Genomic DNA, 17,093 nt, shown 5'->3' on the forward strand with positions numbered 1-17,093 from the left:
GCGCCTAACATGCTGACTTAATGACATATTCTCACAGGCGGTGTTTAAGTCGGGCCTGAATGGCTCCGGCATACGTTTCATCGGGACATGCTCCTTCGTTGCGGCGCCTCGCGGCGCCGTTTGGGTTGTTGTTGAACCGTGGGAAACGAGGGGCGAGCGCCCCGTCGAAAACCGCTACATGGCGAACGCCGCCTGATAGGCGCCAGGAGTGACGCCGATGCGTGCCTTGAAGGTGCGGATGAGATGGGCCTGGTCTGCGAAGCCGGAGGCGGCCGCGACGTCCGCCGGGTCATGGCCGCGCCGCAACATCGCCTTGGCGGCATCCACGCGCCGGTTGATCAGATAGGCATGTGGCGTGAATCCGGTGTCCCGGTGGAACGCTTCGATCAGTCGCTGCCGCGGCAGCCTGGCTTCCTTCACCAGTTCGGCAAGGGTCAGTTTTTCATCGAACCGTTCGCTCATGACCGCCGCGGCGCGTGCGACTGGTCCCGCTTCGGTACCAACCGGCTTCAGCGCGACCCGCGCATGCCTGGACAGGCAGTGGCGATAACTGCGCAGCATCAGCTCTTCGGCTTCCAGCGGGCACTGATTGTCTTCCCAGGCGCGGTGCGCCTCGAAGAAGAGAGCGCAGCCCCGCGGGTCCTCAACGACAGGTTCCGGAAACGACGGCGTGCCGCGGATTCCGCTCCCCGCCATTTCCGAGGCGATGTCGACGATGAGGTCGGCCTCGGGGTAACTCACGCGGTAACTGTAGCCGTCCATGCTGGGAATGCCGTCATGAACGTCGTGCGGATTGTAAAGGGTCAGGTCGCCGGCGGTGGCAAAACGCTGCACGCCGCGAATGAAGACGCTGGCCTTGCCGCTCGACAGCGCCCCGATCACATATGTTTCGTGCGCGTGGGGGGCGTAATGATGCTGGCTGAACGAGGCTGTCAGGCATTCGACACCCGTTGACGGCGCCGTGAAATACCGGGCGTGCTCTTTTGCATTTCGAGCGTTCACTGCTTCGCTCCCTGAACAAGTTACTCAGGTCGAATTAGCACAGGTGAAGGCGGCCGGATTGAAGAAAAGTATTGCAGGTCGGCACATGCCGACCTGCTTGCTTCTGCGATCGATGTGGCGGTTCAGGCCACCCGGACGACGAAATGCTTGGTCACCGGCTCGACGATCTTCCAGGTTCCCTTGAAATCGGCTTCCACCACGAAAGCATCGCCCGGGCCGACTTCGACAGGCGTGCCGCCGTCGGGCGTGATGATGATGCGGCCGGCGATCATGTGCACGAACTCATAGTCGGTGTAGGTCGCGTGATAGGTGCCGGGCGACGCCCGCCACGTGCCCGACATAACCTTGCCGTCCTCCGTCGTGTGCTGGACGGCGGTTTGCATGGTCGGGTGGCCCTCGACCACGATCCAGCCTGGCAGGTCGCCGGCTTCCGCGTGTTCGACCGCACCGAATTTCAGGATCGTCTTGTTCGTCATACCGGGTTCCTTCTGCTTCATGTGTCGCAGGGGTCGGATAGCCGATGCATGGGACGGGGGCAATGCATGCGTGGCGACAACGAGCGGCGTTTACGCGACGGGGTGTGTCTTGGGAATCCAGCCGCCCGCGACCGCCCTACGGCTGGTGACGGGCCGAGACGAGTTCCGCCTTGCGCCGCGCCGTCTCCAGCCCGAGGCCGATGAAAGCGCGCGCGTGCTTGGCGAGTGCCATGTTGTCGGTCCACAGATTGCGCCAGATCGCGGTTTTCTTCGACAGGTTCTCGTCGACGATCTCAGACGAGAAGGATTCGAAGCTGAGATCGTCGGTGTAGCCGATTGCCGTCAACGCATCGAATATCGCCGCGAAGTCGATATTGCCGGTGCCGAGGAAGCCGCGATGGCTTTCGCCGATATGAACATAGCCGATCTTGCCCGCGGCGTGGCGGATGGCCAACCCGACATCGGCCTCCTCGATGTTCATGTGGAACGTGTCGAGATGCAGGAAGATGTTGTCCGAGCCGGTGTCCTCGATGAAGGCGAGACCTTGCGCGGCGGTGTTGAGCAGGTTGCTTTCGAAGCGGTTGACGATCTCGAGATTGAGCGTGACCCCGGCCGCCTTCGCCGTTTCGGCGACTTTCGCCAGCGCAGCAGCGCTGCGGTTCCACTGATCTCGCGTCGGCGCTTCGATCTGCAGGCCATGGCCGGCCGACAGGATGCCGGCGACCTTGCGGCCGCCAAGATCGCGCGTCAGCGCAATGGTCTGGTTGAGGATCTCGACGCCCCGCGCCGCGACCGCCTTGTCGGCGCTCGATATGTCGCCGTCACCAGGCAATCCGATGCTGATCGCCACGCAGAGGCCGAGATCGGCGATGCGTTTGGCAAGTCTGCCGATTTCGACATCGGCCGGGTCGAGATAGGAGAATTCGATCAGGTCGAAGCCGGCCTCCCTGGTGTTGGCCAGCGTGCGTTCGAGCTCGCTCTGTGCCGAGCTTGCCGACCAGACAAAAGAATGGATTCCGATGCGCGCCATGATCGTCTCCTGTTCGCGGCGATGAAGGAAAGCGCGGCCGGACAAATCCGGCCGCGCTTGTTGGAGTGATCAGCGGGCCGCGGTCCAGCCCTTGTAGTCCTTCAGGTTCTCGGCGGTGATCAGCTTGGGATCGAGGAGCACCGTGGCCTCGGCCGGCTTCTTGCCGGCGAGCAGCTCGGCCGCCATCGTCAGCGACTGGCCGGCCATCACATAGGGGTCCTGCGAAGCCGAGGCCTTGATCATCGAGGTACCGGAAGCGAGCTCCTTTTCGATATCCGGAGCACCGTCGACCGCGGTGAAGATGAATTCCGATCGGTTGAGCTGCTTGGCGGCAAGCTGGGCGCCGATCGCCGTCGGATCGTTGATGGCGAACACCGCGTCGATCTTGTCGAAGCGGGTCAGCAGCGACTGGAACACTTTCAGGCCGCCGTCGCGCGAACCTTCGGCGTTCTGGTCGTCGGAGAGGATCTTGATGTCGGGATGCTGCGAAAGCACGTTCTTGCAGCCCTTGACCCGCTCAAGGATCGACGAGGATGCCGGGCCGTTGAGGATGACGTAGTCGCCCTTGCCGCCGGTATGATCGACCAGATACTGGCAGGCCTCCTCGCCGGCCTTGACGTTGTTGGTCATCACGGTGACGTCGGCGCCCGGCGCCGAGACGTCGAAGGCGGCAACGATGATGCCGGCAGCCTGTGCCTTCTTCACCGCCGGCGCGATCGCCTTGGCGTCGACCGCGTTGAGCATGATCACGTCAACGCCCGCGGCGATGAAGGAATCGACCTGCGAGACCTGCTTGTTGAGGTCGTAATCGGCCGATACCGATGTCACCTCGACCTTCGGGTTGATCTTCTTGGCCGCGTCCTCGATGCCCTTGATGGTGGCGACGAAGAAGGGGTTGCCGAGCAGGCCGACCGAGATGCCGACCTTGTTGAGGTCCTTGGCCGATGCCGGCGCGATGGCGATAGCCGCGAACGCGGCGCCGCAGAGCAGTTTGGCGATGGTCTTCATTACGCTTACTTCCTCCGATGCACCGCGCCTCTCACGGTGCGTTACACAAGCCGGTCGTTGATGCCGGCGACCCAGGTCACTCACGTTCTCGCCCCTGCCTGGAGCCGGTAGCGGTCGAGGGCGACCGCCACGATGATGACCAATCCCTTGATGATGTACTGCCAGATGTCCGAGACACCGGCCAAGATGAGCCCGTTGGACAGCACCGCGATGATCAGGCCGCCGATCAGCGTGCCCCAGATCGAGCCGACGCCGCCGACGAAGCTGGTGCCGCCAAGGATGACGGCGGCGATGGCGTCGAGCTCGTAGGACTGGCCGAGTTGCAGGCCGTTGGCGGCGTAGAGCCGGGCCGCCGACATGGCGCCGCCGAGACCGGCGAGCAGGCCGGACACGCCATAGACGAAGAGCAGCACCAGCGGCACCTTGATGCCGGTCAGCCGCGCCGCCTCCGCGTTGCCGCCGACGGCATAGATCCAGGTGCCGAGCACGGTGCGCTTGAGCACCAGCCAGGACAGCACGACGACCGACAGTGCGATGATGACCAGCCAGGGAATGCCGAACAGCGAGCCATTGCCGATGAAGTCGAACGGCAGGTCCGAGTTGAACACCGTCGTGTCCTGCCCGAGCAGGCGGGCAACGCCGCGCACGGCCGTCAGCGAACCAAGCGTGACGATGAAGGGCGGCAGCCTGATATAGGCGACGAGCAGCCCGTTCACGAGCCCGAAGCCGAGGCCGACGAGGATGGCCGCCGGCACGCCGAGCAGGCCCCAGTCGGGCACCAGTGACACCAGCACCGCCACCATCGCCGACGCGGCGAGGATGGAGCCGACCGACAGGTCGATGCCGCCGGTCAGGATGACGAAGGTCATGCCGGCGGCGAGCACGATGTTGATCGACGATTGTTGCGTGACGATGAGCAGATTGGTCTCGGTGAGGAAGCGGGGATTGATGAACTGGAAGCCCGCCGCCAGCAGCACCAGCACCGGCAGCATGCCGAGCGCCGCGAAGGCTGTGCGCAGCCGCCGGCTCCTGACCGCCGCCTGATCCACGCTCGTCGTCGTTCTGTCGGTCATTCCTGGGCCGCTCCCGTCGCAAGTTCCATGATCGCCTCCTGACGCAGCGGCTCGCCCACGGATGCCGTCACCTCGCCTGCTATGGCGCCGTCGCGCATTACCAGCACGCGGTCGGCGACGCCGATCACCTCGGGCAGTTCGCTGGAGATCATCAGGATGGCGATGCCCCGGTTGGCGAGGTTGTCGATCAGCCGGTAGATTTCCGACTTGGCGCCGACATCGACGCCGCGCGTCGGCTCGTCGAGGATGACGACCTTCGGCTCGGTCTCCAGCAGCCGGGCGAGCAGCACCTTCTGCTGGTTGCCGCCCGACAGAGAGCCGGCATTCGCCTGCGCCGAGCGGGTGCGGATCGACAGGTCGGCAACAGCTTTCGCCGCGCGCCTTTCGGCGGCGCCGAAGTCGCGCAATCCGCCGGCCCGCGCGTCCCTTGCCAGCACGCCCATGCTGATGTTGTCGGAAATCGACATGTCGAGGAACAGGCCGAGTTCCTTTCGGTCCTCTGTCAGGTAGGCAATGCCAGCATCGAGCGCCTCGCGTGGCGAACCGATGGAGACCGGCTTGCCGTCGAGTTCCAGCGTGCCGGCGCTGCGCCTGTCGGCGCCGAAGATCAGCCTGGCGAGTTCGGTACGGCCGGAGCCGACGAGGCCCGCCAGGGCCAGCACCTCGCCCTTGTGCAGGTCGAACGAACAGTTCTTCAACAGACGTCCGTCGGACATGCCGCGCACAGAGAGCGCGATGGCGCGCTTCGCGTCCGGCGGACGATGATCCTTCTTGTAGAAGGCGGAGAGGTCGCGGCCGACCATCATCGAGACCAGTCGCGAGGCGTTGAGGTCGGCGCGCTCCAGCGTGCCGACATAGCCGCTGTCGCGCAGCACGCTGACGCGGTCGGCGAGCTGGTAGACCTCTTCCATGCGATGGCTGATGTAGATGATGGCAATGCCTTGCGCCTTCAGTGTCGCGATCACTTCGAACAGGCTGTCGGTCTCGCGCGACGTCAGGGACGTCGTCGGCTCGTCCATGACGATGATGCGCGCATTGGTCGACAGCGCCCGCGCAATTTCGACAAGCTGGCGCTCACCGAGCGACAGGCTGGAGACCAGCGCGCGCGCCGAGAAGGAGACCCCGAGCCGCGCGATGATTTCGTTCGCCCGCCGGTTGCACTGATCGCGGTCGACAATACCGAAGCGCCGCGGCTCGTTGCCGAGGAAGATGTTCTGCGCCACCGTCAGATTGGGCGCCAGAGACAGTTCCTGATAGATCACCGCGATGCCGGCCGCGCGCGCCTTGATCGGATCGCCGGTCGCGGCGGGCACGCCATCGATCAGGATCTCGCCGCCGGCATCCGGCCGATAAGCGCCCGACAACACCTTCATCAGCGTCGACTTGCCGGCGCCGTTCTCGCCCATCAGCGCGTGCAGCTCGCCTGCATGGACGGTGAGCGAAACATCCTGCAAGGCGCGGATCGCACCGAAGGTCTTGGAGATGTGACGCATCTCCAGCACAGGCTGGCGGCTTGGCTGTTTCTGCGCGGTCGCGCTCATCGTGCACCACCCGCCGCCTTGATGGCCGCACCCTGCCCGCCGACGCGGTCGCGCCAGGCGTCGCGATAGCCGGAAAGGCCGCCGAAACGCGCCGCATCCACCGGCTCCGGCGCCTCGGCGGCGAAGTCGCGCCCGACGCTCTCGAAGGCAAGTGCCGCCGCGCCCGTGGCGCTGCCCTCCAGCGTGGCCCCCTGCAGGAAAGCCTGGCCGGGACGCAGCTCAGCCAGCAGTCCGGCAAGCAGGCCGCCAGTGTTCAGCCCGCCATCGACAATGACAGTTTCTTGCGAATGGATGAGGTCAAGGCAGAGATCGACCATCAGCGCCACGTAGAGCAGGGCCGCCGCGGCGCGCTCTGAGGCGTCGGGCGTGCGCCCGACCAGTCGGCCGGGACGGTCCGGCATCGGCCCGCCCGGCGCGAAGCTCGGCAGCGCCATGATGCCGGCGTCGATCGCTTGCCGGATCGCGCCTTGCGGGATCGCGCCTTGCCAGCCACCGCTGATGGCGGCGAACTCGCGCCCGCCCATGAAGCGGATGGTCGGCACCGGGCCGCCGTCGACATCGACATTGACCAGCATGTCGCGGTCACGGTCGAGCACGTCCAGCGGGCAGTCGGGATTGAGCACGACGACCCAGGTGCCGGTCGACACCACGGTCAGCCGGCCAAGCCCCTGGCGGCGATAGGCATGGAGCGCCGCATTGGAGTCGTGGACGCCATTGTGGATGGCGATTGGCCGTGCCGCTCCGCCAAGAAGCCGCTCGCCGACGACCGCGCCGGCGCGCGCGAACGCCGGCATCTGGCCGCGCCACCCCTCGGCATCGACCAATGATGAAAAGTCCTGGCGGCGCGGCGCCCACAGATGCGAATGGCAGCCGAGGTAGGATACTTCCGAGACCGGCCTGCCGCCGAGGCGCCAGCTCCAGTACTGGGGATAGCCGAGGATCGATTTCGCCGCCGCGAACGCATCGGCATCGACCTCCTGCAGCCACAGCATGTGACGGCCATAGTTGAAGCCGAGCGGCAGGCGCGGCGAGAACGTCTCGGCAAAATCCGGAATGCGTCGATCGATCCGGGCAGCGATTTCGGCCGGTGGCTCCTGCTCGTAGTCGAGGATCGGATGCGTCAGCGCCACGTCGTTCACGAGGGCAAAGGTGCAGCCGTGGCCCGACACCATCGCCCCTTGCACACCATGGTTTTCGACCGCGTCCGTGACCGCACCGAGCGCCCAGTCATGGAGATCGGCCTCGTCGAGCACGCTGAAGCCGTCCTGGCGCGTCCATTTCGGCTGGGTCCGGCGCTCGTCGAGGATGCGTCCGTCCTGGCCGAAGACGAACAGCTTCGAATTGGTCTTGCCGAAATCGAGCACCGCCACTTTCACGGGACGGCTCCCGAGGTGGACGCGATCCGCACCATGACGCCGGCATCTTCCAGCATGCGCGCATCGGCATCCGAAAGACCATCATCGGTGATCAGCGTGCCGATGCGTGACAGCGGCAGCGCGACATTGCGCGCGTGGATCGACAGTTTGCGGCTGTCGGCCAGCACCACGATCTGGTCGGCGCAGAGGCTGAGATCGACAATGGAGCGCACCAGCAACGGATGCGATTCCAGCACGCCTTCCTGGTTGAGGCCTTGCGCGCCGAGAAAGAATTTCGAGGCGTAGAAGGGCGTCGCCTGGGTCAGCGAGTGGATGATGCCGGGCTCGCGATGCAGCTCGCCGCCGGCAACGGTCAGGCTGCAATGGCCATGGTCGCTGAGATAGGCCGCGAGCGGCATCGAATTGGTGTAGAGGCGGATATTGCGCTCGGCGAGCTTGACGCCGAGATGGAAGCAGGTCGAGCCGCCATGCACGATGACCGCGTCGCCATCGCGCACCATGGTCGCCGCGATGGCCGCGATCTGCCGCTTGGCATCGACCGCGAGGTCACGGTTCTCGTCATAGGGCCGGGCATAGGCGACACCCGCATGCGATGCGCCGTCGAGCGCCGAGATACCGCCATAGACCTTGCGCGCCTCGCCGGCCTCGTCGATCCGGTCGATGTCGCGCCTGACCGTCGCCGCCGAGACGCCAAGCCGCTCCTGCAGCTCGCGCACCGAGGCGAACGGGCGGTCCCGCAGCAGTTCGACGATCTGACGCTGGCGGCCGGAGTCGCTCAACTCTTTCCTCCCTAATGCCATTTTCCACGGCAATTGGTGCAACTTACTCAACATTAGTCAGATTGCAAGCTGGTTTTGATGATAGTAGATCACTGTTGACGTAAGTCGCTCGCATCTGCGATATCAGCGCCAACACCCGGTCCCGGTGGCGGGATCCCGGGCAAGCGTTGAAGGAAAGGCGCCATGGCAACCCAAGCTGACGCGCAGGAACTGGCGGCCTTGCGGACGCTTTCAGCGGGCATCGGGCTCAACCCGCATATGACCCAGGCGGCGGGCGGCAACACCTCGCTCAAGGCCGGCGACACGCTGTGGATCAAGGCCTCCGGCACATGGCTGAGGGATGCGCTGAGCGACGACATCATGGTGCCGGTTGCGATGGCGCCGCTGCTCAAGGCGGTCGAAGAGCGCGATCCCGCCGCCGACACGCCGCAGGCCTTCGCCATCGATGAACTCAATCCGCGCGGCCTGCGCCCGTCGATCGAAACCACGGTGCATGCCTTGATGCCGCAACGCGTGGTTCTGCATGTCCACTGCGTCGACACGATTTCGCTTGCCGTGCAGGCCGACGCCGAGGCCGAGGTCGCCAGGCGGCTGGGCGGCATCGAATGGGCCTATGTGCCCTATTGCCGGCCAGGCCTGCCGCTCGCTCGTGGCATTGCCGAAAAACTGCGGCCTGGTGTCGATGTGCTTATCCTTGGCAATCATGGGCTGGTCGTCGCCGCCGAAACCGTCGCCGAGGCGGAGCGGCTGCTCCACCGCGTCCGCTCGTTGCTGGCACGGCCGGCGCGCGCAACCGCCGCGCCCGACATCGCGGCCCTGGCGGCGCTTGCCGACGGCAGCGTCTACCGATTGCCGGCGGATATCGAGGCGCATGCGGTCGCGCTCGATGAGGAAAGCCGCCGCATGGCCGAGGCCGGCAGCCTCTATCCCGACCATGTCATCTTCCTCGGCCAGGGTTCGGTGGTGGCCAAGCCGGGCGAGAACGCGGCGGGGGTCGCCGCGCGCCTCGGCACGGCCCCCGTGGCGATCCTGTTCCCCGGCGCGGGCGCACTGATGCGCGGTGACGCCAGTGCCGGCGCCGACGCCATGCAGCGCTGCCTCGCCGATGTGACCGCACGCGTCGATGTCGCCGCGCGGCTGAATTATCTCACTGCCGCCGAGAATGACGAACTGGTCAATTGGGACGCCGAGCAGTATCGCCAGAAGCTGAATGCCACGGGTGGCTAGCAAAGGACTGAAGACATGATGCCCCTTTTCATCGGCATCGACATCGGCACGTCGGGCGCGCGCGCCGTCGCCGTGCGCCCGGATTTTTCGATTGCCGGCCAGTCAGCCGTTCGGCTCGATAGATTCGGCCAGGATCCCCGCGCCCCCTCGGCATGGTGGCAAGCGGTCCAGGCGGCTCTGACGGAACTGCTTTCGGGCATCGACCGCACTGCTGTCCGCGCCATCGCCGTCGACGGCACGTCGGGCACGCTGCTGCCGGTCGACGCCGCCGGGCGGCCGCTGACTGAGCCGCTGATGTACAACGACAAGGTCGACGACGCCGACACCCTTGCCGCCATCGCCCGCGAGGCGCCGGAGGCGAGCGCCGCGCATGGCGCGACTTCCGGCCTCGCCAAGGCGTTGCGGTTCCAGCATCTGCCCGGCATCGCGGCCGTGCTGCACCAGGCCGACTGGATCGCCGCAAACCTGTCCGGCCGCTTCGACATCAGCGACGAGAACAATGCGCTGAAGACAGGCTATGACGTCGAGGCGCGCCGCTGGCCGGACTGGATCGCGGCCACCGGCATGCGCATGGACTTGCTGCCTCATGTCGTCGAGCCTGGCGACGTTACTGGCACGCTCACCGCGGCCGCCGCGGAGCTGTTCGGCTTGTCGGGCGATGTGGTCGTGGTCGCCGGCACCACGGATGGCTGTGCCTCGTTCCTGGCGACCGGCGCCACGGCGGCTGGCGACGGCGTCACGGCGCTGGGATCCTCGCTCACCATCAAGATCCTCTCCGACCGACCGATCTCGGCGCCGCGTTTCGGCATCTACAGCCATCGCCTCGGCGACACCTGGCTGGCCGGCGGCGCATCGAATTCCGGTGGCAAGGTGCTGGCGCTCCATTTTCCGCTGGCACGCATCATAGAACTCAGCGCGGCAATCGATCCCATGACCGAAACCGGGCTCGACTATTATCCGCTCGGCGCATCGGGCGAGCGCTTTCCAATCGCCGATCCCACCTTGCCACCGCGTTTATCGCCGCGACCAGCTGATGATGCCGACTATCTCAAGGCGATGTTCGAAGGCATGGCCGCGATCGAGGCGCTCGGCTACCGCAGGCTGGCTGAACTCGGCGCGCCGGCGCTGACCTCGGTCAGGAGCGTCGGCGGCGGCGCCGCAAATCCGGCCTGGACGGCGATCCGGCAACGCAAGCTCGGCGTCGATTTCCTGCCCACACTTTCCGATGAGGCGGCGGCCGGCACGGCGCGGCTGGCGCTCAAGGGTGCGAGCAAGGCGGGGCTGCTATGAGCACGAAAACAATCGAACGCCTCGACGGTATCGGGCCGCTGGCTCAGCGCTACCAGGTGTTCCTGCTCGACCAGTTCGGCGTGCTGCATGACGGCCAGGCTCCTTACGCAGGCGCGGTAGAGGCATTGTCGGCGCTGAAGCGCGCCGGCAAGACGGTGGTGCTGATCTCCAATTCCGGCAAGCGCGCCAGGCCCAATGAGGACCGCCTGCTGAAACTCGGCTTCGCCGCCGGCAGCTGGGACCATTTTGTCTCCTCCGGCGAGGTGGCGTGGCGGTCCTTCAACGACATGGCGGCATCGGGAAAGCTGCGTCCGGGGACAAAATGCCTGCTGATCAGCCGCGACAACGACCGCACGGCGATCGAGGGCCTGCCCTTCGTGCTGACCGAGGCCGGCGAGGACGCCGAACTGGTGCTGATCTCGGCCAGCGAAGGCGACCGCCACGACCTCGACCACTACCGCGAACTGCTCGCCCCGGCGGTAGAGCGGAAGGTGCCGTGCTTCTGCACCAACCCCGACAGGATCATGCTGACGGCGGTCGGACCCCGCTTCGGCGCCGGCGAAATCGCCGATCTCTACGAAAGCCTGGGCGGCAGCGTCACCCGCATCGGCAAGCCCTTTCCGGCGATCTTCGATGCGGCCCTGGCGCTGGCCGGCGAGCCTGAGCGCGGCAGCGTGGTCTGCGTCGGCGACAGCGTCGAGCATGACATAGCGGGCGGAAACGGCGCCAGCGTCGCCACGGCGCTGGTGCTCGGCGGCATATTGGCGGACACACCGGATCTCGCCGCCGTTTTTGACGAGCAGCAGGCCTGGCCCGATTACATCACGGCATCTTTCAGCTTGCGCTGACCGCTTCGAGCATGCGCTTGGCGCTTTCCTCGTCGGTGATCAGGATCGTCGGCGCGATCAAGTTCATCGCACCGAGCAGCGCCTCGGTCTTCTCCTCGCCGCCTGAGGTCAGGATGCGGATCGGCGCCGCGCGCAGGCGGTCGACCTCCACCGACATCACATGGCTGTTGACGGGATGGTCGACCAGATCGCCATTGCGGTCGAAGAAATGGAACAGGAGATCGCCGACGGCGCCACGCTCGAGCAGCGCCTCGCGGTCCGCTTCCTTGAGAAAGCCGCCGCGGGAGAAGGTGGTGGCCGAAGCGATGCCGCCGACGCTCAGCAGAACCGCATCGAGCACGTTGGCCATTTCAAAGACCTCCTGCAGGCCGCAGCGCTCGACCAGCGCGATCTTGGTCTCGACGCTGTCGACGACGGCCGGCGTCGGGATCAGATAGCCGTCGCCCTGGAAGATCTGGGCGAAGCGCCAGGCGAACTCGGCCGGGTTGTAGCGCCGCACGACGCCGACACCGCCCAGCAGCGAAATGACCTTGAAATCGGTGAGCGACTTGGCGCTGATGAAGGGCAGGCTGGAGAACAGCGTCCGGCCCCAGCCGACGCCGACGCGCATGCCTGACTTCATCGTGTCGGACAGGAAACTGCCCGTCTTGGCGCTGATTGCCGGGATCGGATCGGCATTGGGCGCGGTAAGCGGTGCGACCAGCGCCTGCTGCAGGCCGAACGTCCGCTCCAGCGCGCGCTCCAACCGCACGATCTCCGACAATTCGCTTTCGATGGTGATCTTCACCTCGTTGCGCGAACGCGCCTCGGCCAGCATGCGCACGATGGTGACGCGGCCGACGCCAAGCACGTCGGCGATCTCGTTCTGCGTCATCTGCTCGACGAAATACATCCAGGCGGCGCGAATCCTGAGGCGATCCGTCCGGCTTTCGCTAGCGACCTGCTCGGTCGTCTCGGCTTCCGCCCGCCCCTCTCCGGCCCGCCCCTCTCCGGTTTGTCGTCGCCTGGCCAAATCATCCCTCCCCCGCGGCGACGGACGAGCGCGTCGTCGCCGATTCTGCATGCTGGTCTAGTATCGCCTATTGATCTACCAATCGATAGGAACAATGTAGAGTCGGCGGCTGGCCCTTCGCCGGCCGCCCTGCAAGGCACTTTCGAGGCAGACCGCGATGCTGCGACAAATCTCCGAGGACGTCCGCGTCAATTTGAAGGACCGGTTGCGGGAAGTCCGCGACATCATTCGGCAAAGCCGACATGACGGCACCGGTGACGCCAGCGTGCTGCGCGAAGCGACCAGCCATCTGCCGCCGTTTCCGGGCAAGGGCATCGAAGGGCTGCTCAGTCATGCCGCCAGCGCCGTCGACGAGGCGCTGTCGATCGCCGAATCCTTTGTTCCGCACGAGCGCCCGATCAAGGTGGACGGCACGACCGTGAAAGGCCTCGGCACCTACTTTCCGGCCGGAAACGAAGACCAGCAGTTGAGCGCCGAGCGCCTGTTCCGGCGCGACATGTATTATTTGACCAAGGCGGTGCTCGCCGGGCTGAAGATCGACAATGCCCGCATACACGAAGCCGATTTCGCCGCCGCGCATGCCACGATGCGCAAGCGCCATGGTGATCTCCTGGCCGCGTTGACCGCACCGGGCACCGGGCTGCAAGCAATCGCGGCCACCTGCGCGGCGCTGCTGGTCGAGCTGCTCAGCCAGCGTCCGGTGCGCTTTGGCGAAGCCGCGCCTGAAACGGTCGGGGAGCGCGCGCTTGACATAAGCTGCCTGGCGCCGGTGGTTCTGGCCTGCGGCCTGGCGACAACCGGCCGCGACGGTGCGCCGGAGCCCGACATGCTGGAGATAGCAATCCTCGCTGCCGATATCCGCCACGACCGCATCGCTCAGGCCTGCGGCAAGGCAAGCCCGGTCGATGAACTGACACCAGTCTTTGCCACCTTGCTTGCGCATTTGCCGTAAGCCCGAGCAGCGCTTCCGGAAATCTAGTCTCCGGCCGTCATGGCCGTGATCGCCTTCTTGGCGCGCTGTATCGAGGCCGGGCTCATCGAAAGCTCGGTCAGGCCCATCTCGATGAAGGCAGGGATCAGATCCGGGCGTCCGGCGGCCTCACCGCACATGCCCACCATGATGCCGGCGGCGACGCCGGCTTTGGCCGTCAGTTCGATCGCCGACATGACCGCCGGATTGGTGACATCGTTGAGCTTGGCCACGGTCGGGTTGAGCCGGTCGGCAGCCATGATGTACTGGGTCAGGTCGTTGGTGCCGATCGAGAAGAAGGCCACTTCCTTGGCCAATGCCGGGGCGATCAGCACGGCGGCCGGGGTTTCGATCATCACGCCGAGATCGAATGTCGCATAAGGCACGCCTTCGACCTTGAGTTCGGCGGCGCATTCATCGAGCAGTGCGCGGGTGCGCGTGACTTCGGAAATGTCGGACACCATCGGCAGCATCACCTTGATGTTGCCGTGCACGGCTGCCCGCAGCAGCGCCCTGAGCTGGCGCTTGAAGATATCGGGCCGGTCGAGGCACATGCGAATGCCGCGCCAGCCGAGAAAGGGGTTTTCCTCGTCGGGAAACTCGATGCCGGCGATCGGCTTGTCGCCGCCGATGTCGAGCGTGCGCACGATGACCGGATAGGGTGCGAAGGCCTTGGCCAGCGCCGCATAGGTTTCGGCTTGCATGTCCTCCGAAGGCAGGTGCATGTGGCGCATGAACAGAAGCTCGGTGCGAAACAGGCCGACGCCCATGGCGCCAGCTTCCTGCGCCGCCTCGATTTCCTCCAGCGAGCCGATATTGGCCGCGACCTCGATCACCTTGCCGTCGGCGCGCTTCGGCGTCACCGTCTTGAAGGCGGTCAGGCCGGCGCGCTCCTTCGCCGCAGCTTCGACACGGCCGGCATAGTCGGCGCGCGTCGCCTCGTCGGGGTCGATGATCACATGGCCGGTGTTGCCGTCGAGCGCCACGTCGGGGGCGGTGCGCAAGGCGTTGACCTGGTCGCCGAGGCCCAGCACCGCCGGAATGCCGTGCGAGCGGGCGATGATGGCGATGTGCGAGGTCGCGCCGCCATGGCCGCAAATGACCCCGCCGATGCGCTTCAGCGGCGCCCGCGCCAGATCCCAGGCGCCGATGTCGTCGGCGATCAGAATGGCGCCTTCGGGGATGCTTTCGAGGCTGACATCGTCCTGGCCGAGCAGCACCAGACAGATCTGCCGCCCGACGGCATGGACGTCGTCGGCCCGCGCGTTGAGATAGTGATCGTCGACGGCGCTGAAATCGGCGGCGATGGTGGAAGCGGCCGTGATGACGGCCGAGACCGCGTCATTGCCGCCCTTGATCGCCTTTTCGGCCTCGCCGGTCAGGCTGTCGTCGGCGGCGATATCCCTGAGTGCGGCGACGATGCCGCGGTCCCCGGCCGACAGGCTGTCCTGCGCCAGGGCCCGGTCCATGCGCGCCTGGACCGCGGCGACGGCGGCACGGAACCTGTCGATCTCGCCGGCGATCTCGTCGGCCTGCAGCATGCGGCCCTGTCCGGCGATCTCGGGCGGGAAATGCGCGAAGGCCGGCCCGATCGCGACGCCCTCGCTGGCCGCGACACCGCGCAAGCCGTTCGCCTCGCCTGATGCCGTCGGCACGGATTGGCGCGCCGGTGCGGGTGCCGCCTGGCCGGCGTCATTCGCCGGGCTCTGCGGCTCGGCTTCGTCGTCGAGACCCGCCTTGGGGTTTTCGAGATAGCCGATCAGCGCTTCGATGGCCTCGATGGCGTCGGCACCGTTCGCCCGCACGGTGACTTCCTGGTTTTCCTTGACCGCCAGCAGCATCAGCTTGACCGAGCTCTTGGCGCTGACCGCCTTGCCGTCCTTGACCAGTTCGACGTCGGATTCGAAGCCCTTGGCGAGCTTGACGAACCGCGTGGCGGGACGGGCGTGCAAACCTTCATGCACTCTGACGATGGTCGAGCGTTCCATGGCAAATACTCTGCTTTTTTGGGCGCCGAGACCAGATGGATTGCGGCGCGAATGCTTCAGGCGGCGATGGTGATGATCGCGTCCGTCCTCAGGGCGGCCACGAGCGCCTGGGCATCGACCTGCGATGCACAGATTTCGCCCGGCCTCTCGGCCTCGCTGGCGCCGTTGAACGAGATGACGACGTGGCCCATCTCGAGCACCTTGCTCCACGCGCTGGAGCCGACGGCGGTTATGACCGCGGAAACCGGACCAAGGGTGATCGACGCGCCCTTTTGCGGCGCGCCGTCGCTGGGTCCGAGCTCCGTCTTGTGGAGTACCGAGACCTCGGCAAGCTCAGGCGGCGAGCCATCCGCGAACAGGATGACCACGCCCCCTTCGGCGAGATCCGCCACTTCGGGCCCGATGGAAGTGACCCGTGTTCTCAGCAGAACCGTCATGTGGCGAACCTCATTCTCTTATTTCCTTAGAACACGATCAGGCTGACGACCCATGCGATCAGCACGGATACGGGGCCCATGATCTGGCGGCTGATGAGCACCGCCGGCACCCCGATTTCGATCGTCTTCGGCTTGGCTTCACCGAGTGCCAGGCCGACGGGAACGAAGTCGCAGCCCACCTGGGTATTGTAGGCAAACAGCGCCGGGAGAGCCATCGCCGGCGAAATCGTGCCGTTGGCGATCTGCGGACCGATGATGGCCACGCCGATGACCTGCGCGATGACGGCGCCTGGCCCCAGGATAGGAGACAGGAACGGCAGGCCGCAAATGGCCGAGATGATCAGCAGGCCGACGATGTTGTTGGCCAGAGGTCCCATCGGCTGGGCGAGCACGTCACCGATGCCGGTGTAGAGGATCAGGCCGATAAGCATGGTCACGAAGGCCATGAACGGCAGCACGTTGCGCACCACCTGGTCGATCGTGCGGCGGCCGGCATTGAAGAAGATGCCGACCACCCGGCCCATGACGCGGCCGATCGAGCTGATCAGGCCGATAAGCCCGCCTTCGCTCGGCAGCGGCTGTGGCGCCGCGGCAGCGGTACTATTGCTTGAACTCATCGATGCTGCTCCCCCCGCGGTGGTGACCGCCTCGGATCCGTCCGCCATTGTGACGTTGGCCGGCTTCACGCCCGAAACGTAGATGTCCTCGGTGATGAACTGGGCGAGCGGCCCAGCCTGGCCGACCGGCGTCAGATTGACGGTCGGAATGCGCTTGCGCGGATAGACGCCGCAGCGTGCGGTGCCGCCGCAGTCGACGACGACCACCGCCATCTCGCCTTCGATCGGCGGCGCCTTGAAGCCGTCGACGGCCGTGGCGCCGGTCATGTCGGCGATGAGCTGGGCGACGGGATGGATGCCGCCGCCGGTGACGGAGACGACCTTGTCGCGCTGGGCGGTCGGCTCGATGACAAGCGGGCCACCCCAGCCTGTGTTGCCCCGGGAAATCTTTACGGCTTTGAATGTCCTGTCCATGATGT

Annotated in this window: 16 protein-coding genes; 4 read left to right on the forward strand and 12 right to left on the reverse strand. The window is 66.0% G+C overall.

Features of this window, described 5'->3' with window-relative positions:
- Positions 1-174: 174 nt before the first annotated feature.
- The 8 genes from QQK95_RS31510 to QQK95_RS31545 all read right to left on the reverse strand — a co-directional run bounded on the left by QQK95_RS31510 (position 175) and on the right by QQK95_RS31545 (position 8,285).
- Positions 175-1,002, reverse strand: coding sequence for an AraC family transcriptional regulator (locus QQK95_RS31510; protein ID WP_284278406.1), 828 nt, complete (start codon positions 1,000-1,002; stop codon positions 175-177).
- A 122-nt stretch (positions 1,003-1,124) separates the two neighbouring features.
- Positions 1,125-1,478: a cupin domain-containing protein gene (locus QQK95_RS31515; RefSeq protein WP_284278408.1), complete on the reverse strand. Its 354-nt coding sequence runs from the start codon at positions 1,476-1,478 to the stop codon at positions 1,125-1,127.
- Positions 1,479-1,614: 136 nt separating this feature from the next.
- Complete coding sequence (locus QQK95_RS31520) at positions 1,615-2,508, reverse strand: sugar phosphate isomerase/epimerase family protein (protein ID WP_284278409.1); 894 nt, start codon at positions 2,506-2,508, stop codon at positions 1,615-1,617.
- A gap of 69 nt (positions 2,509-2,577) precedes the next feature.
- Entirely contained in the window at positions 2,578-3,516 is a 939-nt protein-coding gene (locus tag QQK95_RS31525; protein ID WP_284278410.1) for an ABC transporter substrate-binding protein, read from the reverse strand.
- Between the two features lie 80 nt (positions 3,517-3,596).
- On the reverse strand, positions 3,597-4,589 hold the full coding sequence (locus QQK95_RS31530; protein WP_284278411.1) for an ABC transporter permease subunit: 993 nt from the start codon (positions 4,587-4,589) through the stop codon (positions 3,597-3,599).
- Positions 4,586-6,130 carry a sugar ABC transporter ATP-binding protein gene (locus QQK95_RS31535; RefSeq protein WP_284278412.1) on the reverse strand — a complete coding sequence of 515 codons (1,545 nt, stop codon included), beginning with the start codon at positions 6,128-6,130 and terminating at the stop codon, positions 4,586-4,588. Before QQK95_RS31535 ends, QQK95_RS31530 begins: the two co-directional genes overlap by 4 nt.
- Complete coding sequence (locus tag QQK95_RS31540; protein WP_284278413.1) at positions 6,127-7,506, reverse strand: acetate and sugar kinases/Hsc70/actin family protein; 1,380 nt, start codon at positions 7,504-7,506, stop codon at positions 6,127-6,129. The genes QQK95_RS31535 and QQK95_RS31540 overlap by 4 nt, the downstream gene beginning before the upstream one ends.
- Positions 7,503-8,285: a DeoR/GlpR family DNA-binding transcription regulator gene (locus tag QQK95_RS31545; RefSeq protein ID WP_284278414.1), complete on the reverse strand. Its 783-nt coding sequence runs from the start codon at positions 8,283-8,285 to the stop codon at positions 7,503-7,505. Before QQK95_RS31545 ends, QQK95_RS31540 begins: the two co-directional genes overlap by 4 nt.
- A 183-nt stretch (positions 8,286-8,468) precedes the next feature.
- Here QQK95_RS31545 and QQK95_RS31550 point away from each other — a divergent pair, with 183 nt between their 5' ends.
- Genes QQK95_RS31550 through QQK95_RS31560 form a run of 3 tightly spaced genes read left to right on the forward strand, consistent with a single transcriptional unit; the run spans position 8,469 to position 11,650 of the window.
- A complete protein-coding gene (locus QQK95_RS31550) occupies positions 8,469-9,512 on the forward strand; it encodes a class II aldolase/adducin family protein (RefSeq protein ID WP_284278415.1) in 1,044 nt (347 codons plus the stop codon).
- A gap of 15 nt (positions 9,513-9,527) precedes the next feature.
- Entirely contained in the window at positions 9,528-10,802 is a 1,275-nt protein-coding gene (locus QQK95_RS31555) for an FGGY-family carbohydrate kinase (protein ID WP_284278416.1), read from the forward strand.
- Positions 10,799-11,650, forward strand: a complete 852-nt coding sequence (locus QQK95_RS31560; protein ID WP_284278417.1) for a TIGR01459 family HAD-type hydrolase — start codon at positions 10,799-10,801, stop codon at positions 11,648-11,650. Before QQK95_RS31555 ends, QQK95_RS31560 begins: the two co-directional genes overlap by 4 nt.
- Here QQK95_RS31560 and QQK95_RS31565 read toward each other — a convergent pair.
- Positions 11,637-12,662, reverse strand: coding sequence for a sugar-binding transcriptional regulator (locus tag QQK95_RS31565; RefSeq protein WP_284278418.1), 1,026 nt, complete (start codon positions 12,660-12,662; stop codon positions 11,637-11,639). The genes QQK95_RS31560 and QQK95_RS31565 overlap by 14 nt on opposite strands.
- Positions 12,663-12,819: 157 nt before the next feature.
- Between QQK95_RS31565 and QQK95_RS31570 the strand changes: the two genes are divergently transcribed.
- The gene (locus QQK95_RS31570) at positions 12,820-13,614 is read left to right on the forward strand and encodes a hypothetical protein (protein WP_284278419.1); all 795 of its coding nucleotides are present in this window, start codon (positions 12,820-12,822) and stop codon (positions 13,612-13,614) included.
- A 23-nt stretch (positions 13,615-13,637) separates the two neighbouring features.
- Here the strand turns inward: QQK95_RS31570 and ptsP are convergent, their stop codons facing one another.
- Genes ptsP through srlE form a run of 3 tightly spaced genes read right to left on the reverse strand, consistent with a single transcriptional unit; the run spans position 13,638 to position 17,088 of the window.
- Positions 13,638-15,620, reverse strand: a complete 1,983-nt coding sequence (gene ptsP, locus QQK95_RS31575; RefSeq protein ID WP_284278420.1) for a phosphoenolpyruvate--protein phosphotransferase — start codon at positions 15,618-15,620, stop codon at positions 13,638-13,640.
- Positions 15,621-15,676: 56 nt separating this feature from the next.
- Positions 15,677-16,057 carry a PTS glucitol/sorbitol transporter subunit IIA gene (locus QQK95_RS31580; protein WP_284278421.1) on the reverse strand — a complete coding sequence of 127 codons (381 nt, stop codon included), beginning with the start codon at positions 16,055-16,057 and terminating at the stop codon, positions 15,677-15,679.
- Between the two features lie 26 nt (positions 16,058-16,083).
- Positions 16,084-17,088, reverse strand: coding sequence for a PTS glucitol/sorbitol transporter subunit IIB (srlE, locus tag QQK95_RS31585; protein WP_284278422.1), 1,005 nt, complete (start codon positions 17,086-17,088; stop codon positions 16,084-16,086).
- Between the last annotated feature and the right edge of the window lie 5 nt (positions 17,089-17,093).

It is taken from the genome of Mesorhizobium huakuii, from assembly GCF_030160235.1.
GTDB lineage: Bacteria > Pseudomonadota > Alphaproteobacteria > Rhizobiales > Rhizobiaceae > Mesorhizobium > Mesorhizobium huakuii.

Coding starts and splice junctions, on each gene's coding strand:
- ptsP (WP_284278420.1), bottom strand. CDS start 15,620: ATGGAACGCTCGACCATCGTCAGAGTGCATGAAGGTTTGCACGCCCGT.
- QQK95_RS31520 (WP_284278409.1), bottom strand. CDS start 2,508: ATGGCGCGCATCGGAATCCATTCTTTTGTCTGGTCGGCAAGCTCGGCA.
- QQK95_RS31580 (WP_284278421.1), bottom strand. CDS start 16,057: ATGACGGTTCTGCTGAGAACACGGGTCACTTCCATCGGGCCCGAAGTG.
- QQK95_RS31525 (WP_284278410.1), bottom strand. CDS start 3,516: ATGAAGACCATCGCCAAACTGCTCTGCGGCGCCGCGTTCGCGGCTATC.
- QQK95_RS31535 (WP_284278412.1), bottom strand. CDS start 6,130: ATGAGCGCGACCGCGCAGAAACAGCCAAGCCGCCAGCCTGTGCTGGAG.
- QQK95_RS31530 (WP_284278411.1), bottom strand. CDS start 4,589: ATGACCGACAGAACGACGACGAGCGTGGATCAGGCGGCGGTCAGGAGC.
- QQK95_RS31515 (WP_284278408.1), bottom strand. CDS start 1,478: ATGACGAACAAGACGATCCTGAAATTCGGTGCGGTCGAACACGCGGAA.
- srlE (WP_284278422.1), bottom strand. CDS start 17,088: ATGGACAGGACATTCAAAGCCGTAAAGATTTCCCGGGGCAACACAGGC.
- QQK95_RS31550 (WP_284278415.1), top strand. CDS start 8,469: ATGGCAACCCAAGCTGACGCGCAGGAACTGGCGGCCTTGCGGACGCTT.
- QQK95_RS31555 (WP_284278416.1), top strand. CDS start 9,528: ATGATGCCCCTTTTCATCGGCATCGACATCGGCACGTCGGGCGCGCGC.
- QQK95_RS31570 (WP_284278419.1), top strand. CDS start 12,820: ATGCTGCGACAAATCTCCGAGGACGTCCGCGTCAATTTGAAGGACCGG.
- QQK95_RS31560 (WP_284278417.1), top strand. CDS start 10,799: ATGAGCACGAAAACAATCGAACGCCTCGACGGTATCGGGCCGCTGGCT.